The organism is Aureibaculum flavum (assembly GCF_016406085.1).
GTDB classification, from domain to species: Bacteria; Bacteroidota; Bacteroidia; order Flavobacteriales; family Flavobacteriaceae; genus Aureibaculum; species Aureibaculum flavum.
The window spans coordinates 425,505-440,022 of the sequence record NZ_JAEHFJ010000004.1; the positions used below are offsets into that span (position 1 = coordinate 425,505).

10 protein-coding genes are annotated in these 14,518 nt (G+C 35.4%); 5 read left to right on the forward strand and 5 right to left on the reverse strand.

From position 1 onward, the window contains the following. Positions 1-71 precede the first annotated feature (71 nt). Positions 72-1,052 carry an aldose epimerase family protein gene (locus JBL43_RS10625; RefSeq protein WP_198841417.1) on the reverse strand — a complete coding sequence of 327 codons (981 nt, stop codon included), beginning with the start codon at positions 1,050-1,052 and terminating at the stop codon, positions 72-74. A gap of 165 nt (positions 1,053-1,217) precedes the next feature. Between JBL43_RS10625 and JBL43_RS10630 the strand changes: the two genes are divergently transcribed. Continuing rightward, positions 1,218-3,464, forward strand: a complete 2,247-nt coding sequence (locus JBL43_RS10630) for a tetratricopeptide repeat protein (protein ID WP_198841418.1) — start codon at positions 1,218-1,220, stop codon at positions 3,462-3,464. Between the two features lie 41 nt (positions 3,465-3,505). After that, complete coding sequence (locus JBL43_RS10635; protein ID WP_138949577.1) at positions 3,506-3,742, forward strand: Smr/MutS family protein; 237 nt, start codon at positions 3,506-3,508, stop codon at positions 3,740-3,742. Between the two features lie 92 nt (positions 3,743-3,834). Here JBL43_RS10635 and JBL43_RS10640 read toward each other — a convergent pair whose 3' ends face one another. The 4 genes from JBL43_RS10640 to JBL43_RS10655 form a co-directional block, all read right to left on the reverse strand. Then, on the reverse strand, positions 3,835-4,338 hold the full coding sequence (locus tag JBL43_RS10640; RefSeq protein WP_198841419.1) for a DUF4251 domain-containing protein: 504 nt from the start codon (positions 4,336-4,338) through the stop codon (positions 3,835-3,837). A gap of 310 nt (positions 4,339-4,648) precedes the next feature. Further along, positions 4,649-6,247: a DUF1501 domain-containing protein gene (locus JBL43_RS10645; protein WP_198841420.1), complete on the reverse strand. Its 1,599-nt coding sequence runs from the start codon at positions 6,245-6,247 to the stop codon at positions 4,649-4,651. 5 nt (positions 6,248-6,252) lie between these two features. Beyond that, positions 6,253-7,746 carry a DUF1800 domain-containing protein gene (locus JBL43_RS10650; RefSeq protein ID WP_198841421.1) on the reverse strand — a complete coding sequence of 498 codons (1,494 nt, stop codon included), beginning with the start codon at positions 7,744-7,746 and terminating at the stop codon, positions 6,253-6,255. Positions 7,747-7,950: 204 nt separating this feature from the next. After that, positions 7,951-8,598 (reverse strand): porin family protein, encoded by a 648-nt coding sequence (locus JBL43_RS10655; RefSeq protein ID WP_198841422.1) that lies wholly within the window; start codon positions 8,596-8,598, stop codon positions 7,951-7,953. 230 nt (positions 8,599-8,828) lie between these two features. Here JBL43_RS10655 and JBL43_RS10660 point away from each other — a divergent pair, with 230 nt between their 5' ends. The 3 genes from JBL43_RS10660 (at position 8,829) to JBL43_RS10670 (ending at position 14,509) form a co-directional block, all read left to right on the forward strand. After that, entirely contained in the window at positions 8,829-9,827 is a 999-nt protein-coding gene (locus JBL43_RS10660; protein WP_198841423.1) for a metal-dependent hydrolase, read from the forward strand. Positions 9,828-10,862: 1,035 nt separating this feature from the next. Next, on the forward strand, positions 10,863-13,247 hold the full coding sequence (locus JBL43_RS10665; RefSeq protein ID WP_198841424.1) for a TonB-dependent receptor: 2,385 nt from the start codon (positions 10,863-10,865) through the stop codon (positions 13,245-13,247). Between the two features lie 989 nt (positions 13,248-14,236). Continuing rightward, positions 14,237-14,509 carry a hypothetical protein gene (locus tag JBL43_RS10670; protein WP_198841425.1) on the forward strand — a complete coding sequence of 91 codons (273 nt, stop codon included), beginning with the start codon at positions 14,237-14,239 and terminating at the stop codon, positions 14,507-14,509. Positions 14,510-14,518 lie beyond the last annotated feature (9 nt).

Sequence of the window (14,518 nt, forward strand, 5' to 3'; positions counted from 1 at the left end):
TTTAGTATAAGACCGTAAAGTTACTTTTTAATTTAATTTAATATGTAACTTTAGTTGCTTAAAATGAAACTTTATTGTATTGAAAATTCAAAAATGGTTTCATTTAAATAGATTTCTCCAGGATGTAACAAAGCAGACGGAAAATCAGACTGATTTGGGGCATCAGGATACGCCTCAGCTTCAAAACAAATGGCTGAGTATTTGGCGAAATTGGCATTATTTTTATACGATAAATCAGGTAATTGAATTGGTGTATACACGACAAGCGTAGGTTGATTGGTATGTACTTTCATTTCAATACCCGTTTTTGATGATGCTAAAACTGCATTGTAAGAAGCATCAACATTTAACACAAAAACATCATCTAAACCTGTAAAACCTTTCTTTCCTACAATAGACTTATCCGAAAAATCATAGCTTGAATTATTGGTTTCAATAAAATTACCGGTCACCAATAACTTTTCATTAAGCTCTACATATTTATCACTTTTCAATTCCAACTCATGATCTAAAATTGAGCCATAACCTTCCAAATTAAAATAAGAATGATTGGTCAAATTGACAGGTGTTGTTTTGTCGGTTGTCGCTTTATATACAATTTTCAATGCATTGTTTTCCGTAAGCTCATAGTGTGCTGTAACTTTTAAATTTCCGGGATAACCTTCTTCCAAATCCACGCTAACATAAGATAAGGTGACGCTATTTTTTACAACCTTTTCAATGGTCCAATATTTCTTACTAAAACCTTCCTTGCCGCCATGTAGATGCACACCATCTTCGTTGTAAAGGGGATACTCCTCCCTTTCTATTTTAAATTTCCCACCTGATATTCTACCTGCCCACCTGCCTACAGAAGCTCCTAAACAATTATAGTTATTCAAATATTCTTGACCCAAATAATCTTCAGGCTTCTCTAGACCTACAATGACATTTATAGGGTTATTTTCCTTATCAAGTACTTTTAAGCTTAACAAAGAAGCTCCTAAATTGGAAATTTCAGCTTCTAATCCTTTACTATTCTTTATGGTAGTTACTTGTGGCTGTAGATTCATTTTTAAAATCATGATTAGAGATGTAAAGTTAAAAATAAATACGCCTTCAATAACTCATAAAGGAAGAACTTTTAACGCACATAAATAAATTCAATTAAAAAAAGCAAAATTTTTTATTTCACTATATTTACAATAGCTTTATACTCTCATTTGTTATTACACTTTATGCCTAAAATAATTACTTTTTTTCTACTAGTTGCTTCACTCTTATTGACTGCCTGTGGGGATAAAAAAGAAAAATACAAAAAACTAGAAACCAAAGAAAATACGGGATTATCAACAAAAGTGATACCCGATGCACATTTTTTAGGTAGCGAAACGTGTAAGGAATGCCATCAAGACCAATTTAAAGACTGGAAAGGATCTGATCATGATAGAGCCATGGAACTTCCAACACGCGAAACTGTTTTAGCTAAATTTGAAGGAGAAGTATTTAAAAGTCAAGGCGTAACTTCTACTTTCTTTATAAAAGATAGTGTGTTCTATGCAAATACAGAAGGACCTGACGGATTAAATCACGATTATAAGGTAGCCTATACCTTTGGTGTAAAACCCTTACAACAATATTTAGTTCAATTTCCTGATGGAGCCTATCAAGCCTTAAGAACGGCATGGGATACTGAGAAAGAAATCTGGTTTGACCTTTATCCTGATTTTAAAGTCGTGCATTCCGAATGGCTACATTGGTCTAGAGGTGGTTTAAACTGGAACAACATGTGTGCTGATTGTCACTCTACAAATGTCAGAGAAAACTACGATGAGAATACTAAAAAATACGACACCAAATATTCCGTAATTAATGTAAGTTGTGAAGCCTGTCATGGCCCAGGAAAAGACCATATTACACAAGTTAAGGAGTTGGGCGATGCTTATGATGCAACTACTAGTAATTTGCATATGAAATCTGACATTTCTTCCCATCAATTGGTAGATGCTTGTGCAAGATGCCATATGCGACGTGAACAAGTTTCAGAGAATTTTAATTATGAAGGCACCATGCTTGACCATTATTTTCCACAATTATTAGAAGCTCCAGTCTATAATGCAGATGGTCAAATTTTAGATGAAGATTATGTTTATGCTTCCTTTGTACAGAGTAAAATGTATAATAATGGTGTTTCTTGTAAAGATTGTCACAATTCACATTCCTTAAAATTAAAATTAGATGGTAATAAACTCTGTATGCAATGCCACGAACCTACAAAATACAATGTAGCTTCGCATCACAAACATGAAGGGTTTGAAGACGCTACACAATGTATCAATTGTCATATGGTGGGTAGAACCTATATGGGTAACGATTATAGACGCGACCATAGTTTTAGAATACCAAGACCTGACCAAAGTATCAAATATGATACGCCTAATGCCTGTGTGCAATGCCATACGGATAAAACAAATGAATGGGCGTGGCAAGGTTTTCAAAAATTATATGGACAGCCAGATAGTATTCATTTTTCAGATCAATTGGCTCCGGGAATTGTTGGAATACCCAATGCACATGAAGGGTTGTTTGATTTAGTCCAAAATGAAAAACAGCCAGATATTGCAAGAGCTTCAGCAGTAAAGGCTCTTCAAAACTATAATTTGCAAAGTCGTTTTGATGAGTTTATGGCGTTTTTAAATGACAAATCACCCTTAGTTCGTGGTGCTACACTTGATGTCTTAAGCCAATCGAATACGACCGATTTTATGTCGTATTTATTACCCTTATTAAAAGATGCGAAAAGATCTATTCGAATAAAAGCCTATTTTGCCTTAGGTGATGTGCCTGAAGCAAATATCCCTGCAACTTATGCCGATGCTTATACAAAAGCGGGTAAGGAATTTCAGAGCTATTTAAAAATAAATGCTGATTTTAGTGGTGGACAAGCCACAAAAGCAACTTATTACCAAAAGAAAGGTGATTTGCAAAACACTAAAATAGGCTATGAAAAAGCCTTAGAAATTGATCCTAATAATAATATTGTTCGTAGTAATTTAGCCAATATCTATTATAATTTAGGAGAGACAGACAACGCCGAAAAAGCATTTAGAGAGGTAATTAAACAAGAACCTGAGTTCGGCATTACCTATTATTCTTTAGGCTTATTACTTGCGGAACTCAACAGGGTTGACGATGCCGTTACAGAAATGGAAAAAGCTTATGCCTTACTACCAGATAATATTCGTGTGATCTATAACCTGAGTTTAATGTACGGCAAAGTAAATAATTTGAAAGCGGCTGAGAAAACCTTAAAAGAAGGCATTACAATCTATCCTAATAATGAGGATTTACTCTATGCCTTAGCCTTCCAGTATGTGAACCAGAAAGAAGTTAAGAAAGCCATCCCTATTATAAATAAACTGATTCAGTTAGATCCTAATAATGCCAATTATCAAAACTTGATGAAAACATTAAATCAAGCATAAGTAATTTGTGATACCATTAGCAGACCTAAATACCATTCATAATGAAAAAATTATTCTTTAGAAAACCTCCATTGGACCTTCATGGTGTTACCTATTCAGACGTACAAGAATTGGTAGAAGATTATGTACTGCTAAATCAGAGTTTTTTACCGCTACAAATTATCACTGGTAATTCTCAAGGTATGAAAAACAGAGTAACACGTTGTTTAAAAGAACATGGTTTTACTTACCAAATCGGTGATGCTTACAATAAAGGATATATCGCGGTTTTAAAATAAAAAGTGTTCATTAACGAACACATTTATTTTTACGAATTACATGTTATCATCTTAAATAAATTTTTCTAGGTAAAGACAACACATCGCTTTTTTTAAATGACTACTTTTTGAATTTCACCTTCATAACTCATAATCCCCCTTGAACTTGAAGAAATTTGAACTGTAGCTTTTCCGGTGCCTAAAATGGTAATATAAATAGTATAGCTTTCATTTTTATCTTTGGCTTCAAATTTTACAAATATTTTTCTTCGTTTGTCATTGTATTCTATATCAAAATCTGTTTCCGAAGTGTTGAACTCAATATTATTTGATCCTTTTAACGTACCTCTATTCATATTGCCAATAAAAGGAAAATTGGCATAGGCTTTATCATCTTCAATGAGTAACCCATCACCTATCGCCTCGGTCCGATCTCCTTTTTGGGTAACTATATATGATGTTTTAAAAACAAACTGACCATTTTGAACTAGCATTTTCGTTTTAGCATACTCTGCTAGTTTCTTTTGCTTTTTTAATTCCTTTTTTGATTGAGCGGTCAACATCGTTGTACTCAAGACCAACATTAAACAATAAAATAAAAGCGTATTCTTTTTCATAAAATTTGAAATTTTTGGGTAGAATGCATTTATTTAAGCTCCCATTACTGTTAAAAATAGACATTCAAAAGATTCATATAAATTTAAGCGACATGTTTTTATAAAACAATGTAGATTTTAAAAGTAATGAATTTTACCTATAATGAAGTAAATTAAAAAGGATATTTACAATTAAAACCTTGTAATTTATAGGAATACACACGATAAAAAAGGAATCAAGGATTACCCAATACCTAAAAAACGCTCCCTATTTTCGGAAATTACCGAATTATGAAGCGTTTTAATTTTAATTAACAAATAGTCTGCGTAATTAAGAAATTACTATTTTTTTACTGTAATTTTTATTGTCTTTATTGATATTATAAATATAAACGCCAGCGGCTAAATGTGGCCACTTTTCTGAAATAGAAATATCATGTTGTCCTGCCTCTAAACGGTCTTCAAACAACACGCCAGTTTGTTGTCCTATAATATTATATAGGGATATTTTATACGTACCTTCTTCGTTATTTTCAATACGAATAGATACTTGGTCTTGATCATATATCGCTGTATGTTCAAACTTCTCTCTAATTAAATAATCATGATTGGTAACTTTACTACTACAACTAAAACCTAAATCTAAAGGCACATAAGGTCTCGGTATCGATTCATTAATAGCTCCAGAATCTACACAAAGCCATTCTTGCATTACCGTACCATATACATTAATAAAATCTTGTGTATAATTTAAGTTTCCACCACGGGTTAAATTAGTTAAACTTGGATGTTCTCCGATAAAACCGTTACCATTTAAGGCGGGACCAAAAAGTAACATTGGTGCAGCCGTACCATGATCGGTTCCGTTTGAGCCATTTTGTTTTACACGTCGCCCAAATTCTGACATGGTCATCGTTAACACATCACGATCACGTCCACTCGGTTCTAGATCCAAGTAAAATGCTTGTACCGATTCAGAAATATCTGTCAATAATTCTTGATGTTTTTCAGGTTGATTGGCATGTGTATCAAAACCATTTATGTTTACCATATATACACAGGTACCCATTCCCGCTTTAACGGTTTTAGAAATAATTGACAGTGATTTACCTAAATTAGTATCAGGAAATTCAACCGTATTGGTTTGCGTTGCCGCAGCCTCTTTTATTACTTCTGAATATTTTAACGTAGTATTTAAAACCCCACGTACATATTTTAACTGTGAGCCTTTGGTACAGTCAGGAACATCAGCCACATTGTATAAGGTACCATCAGAAGCAATTCGTTCTAACTGACCTGTATTGGCAATGGTAAATGAATAATTAGCATCGGTTCCTTTAAACATAATATCACCCATACCCCCAATTTGTAAAGCTGGCGGAGCTTTGGGTAAATTCAATAAAAAATCAGGATACAAATCTTCAAAATAACGTCCATAAACACCCGTTTCTACCAAATCATCATCCGTCCCCCTAGAAAAATTATCAGTTCCTGTAAAATGTGATAAGTTCATATTTTCATAACCTGTACCGTTTACCACTTTCATACAACCACCCTCCCAAAGGGCTTCCATGGAGTCTTGTAAATAACTAGGTACTCCAAATTCTTCTGTTAACTTATAAATATCAGCCATTTCGTGCTTTAACGTCGGTCTATGATTGGCATAACTGTCATAATCATAAATAGGTACAATAGTATTTAATCCGTCATTACCACCTTGCAGTCTAATGATTAACAATACTCTATCACTACTTGACTCTCCTAAGGCTTTTGTTAAAGCTGTTGGTTGTCCATATGCCATCGGAATTCCGTTTACCATTAAGGTAGCACCTGCCCCACCCAACCCTAAGGTTTGTAGGAAAGAACGTCTGTTCCATTTTTTATGATCTTCAGTTTTACAACTGGCATGAAAATTTTTATCTGTACACATAAGTTCTATTTAATTTGATAATCTGGTAAGGATACGATATACTCTAATAAATCGCGGACTTGGAGCGTGGCTGTTTCAAAGCCTAAGGTCCAAATATTGTCATCGAAATAATTGGATGGTACTCTACTTTTAAAAACATCTACACCCACAGTATAATCGTCCATAGTATAGGGAATTTCATTCATTAAGGCTTCAAAAATTGCCGTAGCTACCACATCTGCATCAGTACTATTACTAGATATATCTATAGCAAATTGTCTAAATTGCTCTTGGTCTTGCTCCCAAGCCCATTGCAATACATCATCAATTAAATAGCCTGCTCTAAAGGTAATCGTTCCAGAGTTTAACCAATCTCTATCTCCATCCCAACCGGCAACAGTGGGTGGGTTTAAAATGGTCTGATCGAAAAGCCAAGAGGATATATTTTTTATAGACTCCTTATTCATGTCATAATCTCCATAATCAAGCCCTGTTGAAGTCATAAATTGAACAATCAAATCTAGTGGACTTTTTATAATGACACTTTTAGCATTGGCATCAAAAAAATGAGCACTCTTAAATAAGGTTTTTAAAATAGGAGCTATTTCAAAACCATTTGCAACAAACTGTGCGGCAAGTGGATTTATAATTAAGGTACGAATGTCTTCATCTACTTCAGGACTCACAAAATCGATATAGATTCTTTCACAGATATAACGTGCAATCAAATCTGCTCTTTGTTCGAATAAAATATCAATTACATCATCATACCCCCAGTTACCTGTTTGACCAAAAATAGTTTTTGGCTCTGCATCAAATTTTTCTACATCAAATATAATACGAGAATTTTCTCCATTTTCGTATTCATTAAAACCCGTTAAGGCTCTCGCGGTATTTACAATATCATCTTCGGTATAACCATTACCTTCCCCTAAGGTAAAAAGTTCATACAACTCTCTTGCATAATTTTCATTGGGATGGCCTACTACATTATCAAAACTATTTAAGAATTTTAACATGGCTTCATCTAAGCCAATTTCATGAATAAAAGTTTTAAAATTACCAAAACTGTGACGTTGTAAGGCTAGAAAATACCGAAAGGCATATCCCGCAAAATCATATTCACTAATTCTGGTTACAATTATATTATGCCAAAAAAAAGTTAAGCGTCCACGAACTCCATTATCTATTAATTCTTTTATAAATGCATACTGTGCCGTTTCTTTATTCTTATCGTTTTCATCTTCACTGTATGTAAATCCGTTGGCTGCATAATCAGCAGGATCTAATGGTGCCCACCCCGGTGAAGCTGTCGGTGCCAATCCCATTGCGGCATCAATAATCTCATCAACATAAGCAGATGGACTCTGACTCAACGCATGAGCAATGTCAGCAAACGGTATTCCAAAACCTAAACGGTTGTGTAAGTGGCGTACATTTGCCGCATTCCAAGGATTCTCCGTGCTTGGAACATAAGCCGTTAAAGGGGAAATATTACATGATAAGTAGCTAGTTGTCATTTAGTTGCCTTTTATAACTTAGTTAAATAGTTTTATTAGTATGTATAGTATGATATAATCCATGTCTTTTTATTACCCCTCCGTCCATAATGTTCTCTTTTAAATCTTGAACAAACGTTTGGACACCTTCCCTTTTTAATGATAGGAATTAATTCTCATGATTTTTTTATCTCATGTCTAAAATCTTATGCCTCACATATCTCTCTAATACACTTCCTTTTCTCGTAAAAAATAATTGATAGAAATTCCTATGGTTTTATTTTTCCAAGTATCAGTATCTGTATTCATTATATTAGTGAGCCCGTTGTAATAATTCAATCGGAGTTTTACCCGTTTTTTAACAAGTACACCTACACTTGCATTAGCACCAAAGCCCAAACGTTTTACATCTGCATCACCACCAATATCTAAAAAAACAGTTTCTGTATCATTTTTAGTAATGGCTCTATTGTGAAAACCGACGTTAAGTCCGGCATCTACAAAAAATTGTAGGTTTCTTCTATTAAAATTAAGATAGTATCCTAAGTTGATAGGAATTTCAATAACATCAATTCCCCAATTTTCATTGGAAGTGTTGATGCCTCTTCGGCTAATGGCTTTGAAAGACCTTCGGTTAAAGGTAAAACCCAACCGTACAAAAATGTGATCGTTTAATTCTCTTTCGGCTACATATCCTACCCAAAATCCAGTAGATCTGCTTGGTTCTACAGATTCTCCTACCATAAAATCAGTATTGGTTGAATTGACACCCACATCTAAACCATGATAAAATTGACTGTGTGTAATGGACGTAACGAAAAATAAAAGAAGAAAAATTCTTTTGAAAGATAAGCTTGTAAATTGTTCTCCCATATTATGGTTTAGGCATCGTTAGTTTATAAATCAGGGAGATTATTAAAGAAGAACGTTAAAATATTGCGTTTATTATGCTCTTATCAAAAAAATAATGAAAATGATGAGAATTCTCTAATTTAAATTAAAATCCGATTTTAGAAATAATTAACGGAATTGTAAATTTATTTGTGGATTTTTGCAGCCTTAAAACGCTAAACATTTAACTGTTAACCTATTTAGTCTATTTAATGGATTCTCTTACTCAAATTGTATTAGGTGCTGCCATCGGTGAGGTCGTACTTGGAAAAAAAATCGGCAATAAAGCCATGCTTTATGGAGCCATAGCTGGTACCATTCCTGATCTAGATATTGTATCGTCCTTTTTTACAGATACCGTTACCGCATTACGATATCATAGAGGTTTTACCCATTCCATTGTATTTTCCATATTATTTGCCCCATTAATGGCATGGCTGGTGACACGTTATGAACCCTATAAAAATTTCAGAAATTGGTCATGGTTGTTTTTCTGGGCTTTTGTAACACACCCGATACTCGATGCTCATACCACGTGGGGTACACAGCTCTTTTGGCCTTTGGATATCCGACTCGCATTTAAAAATATCTTTGTAATTGATCCTTTATATACCGTTCCTTTTTTAGTGTTTTTGATTTTGGCGATGGTTCAAAGCAGGACTTCCGAAAAAAGAAGCTATTACAATAGAATGGGACTGATCATTAGTACCTCGTACTTGGCATTGACCTTAGTCTTAAAATTAGTAAGCTATCAAAAATTTGAAAATGCCTTAGACAATCAGCAAATTGAATATACCGAAGTATCTACCAAACCAGCACCGTTTAATACCGTATTGTGGACTGCCAATGTCAATACCCCAACTTCGTTTTTAATTGGTTATTATTCGCTTTTTGACAGCCAGCCCATTTCTTTTCAAGCCTATCCTAAAAACCATGAGTTATTGGGTGAATTAATCCATAACGAAAAGGTGCAAGAAATGATCCATATTTCTCAAGGTTGGTACACCATAACCAAGAAAAATGGAAATTTGTATTACAACGACCTACGCTTTGGACTTTTAAGTATGAAACCCGACGCCGAGAATTTTGTATTTCAATATAAAATGGAAGTAGATGCCAATAAAGAAGTCACTTTTGTGGAAGTCCCGAAAGATGCCTTAGATGGTAAAAAATTAGTGGCAGAATTGTGGCAACGTGTTAAGGGGAATTAAATCCTATCCCCAGCCCTTTCCTAAGGAAAGGGTGCTTATTTTTAGTGTTTAGCGTATGGAGTACTTCCATCAATATTTCAGTACTGACTGAAGGGACGGCATAAAAGACCTCCCCCTAGCCCCCTCCGAAGGAAGGGGGATTTGTTTTAGTTATATATCGTAATTATCACTATAACTTACAGAATTACACCACCCCTTCAGGGTTCTCTTTACTCATTACTGACCGTATCGGATGGAATGCTTCCATCCTTAACTTCAACACGTCCTTTTAGGACTTTCAGAATCCCGAAGGGATGATATATTATGAATGTGGGACGTAGTCCTTCGTTACTGCATGTGATTGTCCTATCCCCAGCCCTTTCCAAAGGAAAGTGAGCTTGTTCGATAACTAAGCAAAAAAACACAGTTATGTGTTACACCACCCTTTCAGGGTTCTCTTTTATCATAATCATATTAGAGATGGAAGTATTCCATCTCTAATAAAAATCGTCCTTGCAGGACTATCGGAATCCCGAAGGGATGACATATCCTTAACGAGGGACGCAGTCCTTCGTTACTGCATGTGATCTTGAGACGCAGTCCTTCGTTACACCACCATTACAAGGTTCTCTATACTCATTACTAGTAGCACTGGCTGGAACTCACAGTAGCAGTAGGTACCCATAGTAGCGGGCGGAATACTTCCATCCTTGTTTTATATCGTCCTTGTAGGACTTTGATAGTTCCGAAGGGACGCTGTACAAAGTCCTATCCCTAGCCACCTCCGAAGGAAGGGGATTTGTTTTAGTTATATATCGTAATTATCGTTATCACTTACAGTATTACACTACCCCTTAAGGGTTCTCTTTTATCAGAATCCCTAAGGGATGATATATTATGATTGTGAGATGCAGCCCTTTGTTCTAAGAAAGTTTACTTTAACAAAACAACAACAGAATACCTGAAAATATAATCTTATTTTTACTGCTATTTTTATCCAGCGTATACGTTAATTTTAAGTTGGTAAAATCAACAACAACCCAAATAAAAAAACGAATGTCCTTATTCTCAAAATATACTTTTACTTTTCTACTTTTTAATATCGTCTGTAATTTTAGTTTCTCACAAAACTCTATAGAAGTATCGGGTACTTTAATAGAAGCCGAAACTAAACAAGCTGTACCCTATGCTACGGTAGTGTTCTTTGATAAAACTAGCAAGGAAATTATTAAAGGAATTACCTCAGATGATGATGGTAGCTTTAGTACTACGATAAACAATCCCAACTTTACTATTGAAATCAGTTTTATGGGTTTTGCCACCAAAACCATAACAACCTATACTGTTATCAATAAAAAAGTAACCTTAGGTACCATTACTCTTGCCCCAGACAATCAGGCCCTTGACGAAGTTACCGTACGAGCAGAAGTTTCAAAAACGGTCTTTAAACTGGATAAACGGGTATTTAATGTGGGTAAAGATATAAGTAGCACTGGTGTTAGTGCCCTAGAAGTGTTGAATAATGTACCTTCTGTAAATGTAAATATTGAAGGAGAAATCAGCTTACGTGGTAGTTCTGGTGTCCAAATTCTAATTAACGGAAAACCTTCTGTGTTGGCAGATGCCTCTAGCAATGCCTTAGGAACCATTACCGCAGATATGATCGAAAGTATTGAAGTCATTACCAATCCTTCGGCAAAATATGAAGCCTCAGGTACTGCTGGAATTTTAAATATCATCTTAAAAAAAGAGGATAAAAAAGGGTGGAATGGTTCCATTTCTGCAAATACCGGTATTCCTGATAATCACAGTATTGGATTGAGTCTAAACCGACGGACAGAAAAATTTAATTTGTTTGCTCAATTGGGTGCTGGCTATAGATCATTACCACGAGATAGTGAGTCTATAAACACTAACTTGACCAATAACGAAGTTATTTATAGCAAAGGGAAAGACTATCGTGATGAGACCTTTTTCAATCTCACCTTAGGAGCCGATTACCATATTAACGAATTGAATGTACTTACCTTATCGGGGAATTTTGCCTATGAAATTGAAGATCAACCGTCAGCAACTACGTTCAGCTATTTTGATGCCAGCGATAACCTTATTTCTAAATGGATTAGAGATGAAGTCACGGACGCTACAAATCCGAAATGGCAATATGAACTGAATTATAAAAAACAATTTGCAAATAATGAAGATCATACCTTACTCTTTAGTGCCTTAGGTAGTTTCTTTGGTAAAGACCAATCGTCACAATTTAATAGCACTACGCTCTCTGGAACTGAAGTGAATGACGATCAGCAAACAGATACCAATTTTCAGCAGGCTGATTATACGTTTAAGTTAGATTATACCAATCCGATTACCGAAGAATATAGCATCGAAGCGGGAGCTCAATATCTTATAAATGATGTGGGGAATGATTATGAAGTGAGAGACAAAGATGATAATAGTAATGTATATACCGTAAATGATGCGTTAACCAATAATTTTGAGTACGACCAAAAGGTGTTGGGTGTTTATGCGACAGGAGCTTATGAACGCAAAAAATGGGGATTAAAAGCAGGATTACGAGTAGAGAATACCAATTTAGTCACTTTGCTGACCACTACGAATGTAAACAATACGCAAGACTATACCAATTTCTTTCCTTCGGTACATACTTCTTATAAAGTGGGTGAAAACTTTTCATTGCAGGCGGGATATTCTAAACGAATTTTTAGACCGAGGTTATGGGATTTAAACCCTTTCTTTAATGTAAGAAATAATTTTAATGTCCGTGTGGGGAATCCTAATTTACAGCCAGAATTTACAGACTCTTATGAGTTGACGAGTATTTATAAAATTGGTAAAGCGGCATTAAGCTCTAGTCTGTACTATAAATATACCACAGAAGTTATAGAACGTGTTTCTACCTCTTTAGACAATGTGACCACCACAACACCAGAAAACATTGGTACCAATGGCACCGTCGGATTTGAAACCAACGGAAAATACAATCCTACAAAATGGCTTACCCTTACGGGAGATTTTAATTTCAATTACTTTAACCGTGTCGGGACTTTCGAAACCAAGTCTTTTGATTTTTCAGGAAGTCAATGGTCATCAAAATTAGGCTCTAAAATTGGACTACCTGCCGATATTGATTTGGAATTAACAGGTTCTTACCAATCGGGTTATGAAACCGTTCAAGGTGACGTTACGGGATTTGCCTTTTTAGATTTGGGAATTAGAAAGAAGATTATCAAAGGAAAAGTAATGGTGAATTTAGGCGTTAGAGACTTGTTTGAATCGCGAATTCAAGAAAGCTATGTGTATCAAGATACTTTTGAAGCTTATAATTATAGCAAACGTGGTCGCTTTTTTACCCTAGGGGTTAGTTACGGATTCGGAAAAGGAGAAGCCATGACTTATTCAGGTGGTAGAAGGCGGTAGTCCTATCCCCAGCCCTTTCCTAAGGAAAGGGAGTTTGTTTTTAGTGTATAGCATATGAAGTACTTCATCGATATTTCAGTAAGTTTTGTAGGGACGGTATAAAAAGACCTCCCCCTAGCCCCCTCCGAAGGAAGGGGAATTGTTTTTAGTGTATAGCGTATGGAGTACTTCAATCAATATTTCAGTAATGCCTGAAGGGACGGTATAAAAGGACCTCCCCCTAACCCCCTCCGAAGGAAGGGGAATTTGTTTTTAGTGTATAGTGTATGGAGTACTTCAATCAATATTTCAGTAAGTGCCTGAATGGAAGATATACAAAGACCTCCCCCTAGCCCCCTCCGAAGGAAGGGGAATTGTTTTTAGTTATATATCGTAATTATCGTTATAACTTACAGAATTACACCACCCTTACAGGGTTCTCTTTACTCATTACTGACCGTATCGGATGGAATGCTTCCATCCTTAACTTCAACACGTCCTTTCAGGACTTTCAGAATCCTGAAGGGATGATATATGATGAACGTGGGACGTAGTCCTTCGTTATCCGAAGGGACGGCATAATAGACCTCCCCCTTGCCCCCTCCGAAGGAAAGGGAGCTTGTTTTTAGTGTATAGTGTATGGAGTACTTCAATCAATATTTCAGTAAGTGCCTGAAGGGCGGGTGTACAAAGACCTCCCCCTAGCCCCCTCCGAAGGAAGGGGAATTGTTTTTAGTTACTTAATCCAGCTGTGTAAATCAGCTAAAAAATCACATTATAAATTCTGAAGAGACCGTAAAAAAGACCTCCCCCTAGCCCCCTCCGAAGGAAGGGGAATTGTTTTTAGTTACTTAATCCAGCTGTGTAAATCAGCTGAAAAATCACATTATAAATTCTGAAGGGACGGCATAAAAGACCTTACTCTAGCTCACTTACCCCAACTATTATTTATTTCTCTTTTTGTTACAAAATGAAACAATACCCTACGGCTCTATTGCCTAAATTTGAGCATGAGATATACCAATTACTTCGGACAACATTTTAAAGAACACGGACAGCCACATTTAAACAATGATTGCTACAAGCAATACTTTAATTTGGTCTGTATAGAAAACAAAATTCACGGTATGGAACTCCTCAAAAAGAAGTATAAAGGCACGCCTGAATACTATAAATACGACATGGAAATTGACAGCCTCCAAAAACAAATTTTCCAGATGACCACAGATGACAAACCAGAATTCTTTTTACTAGAATTGTTGAAGAAATCTGCCAATTACTAATGAGGTTAT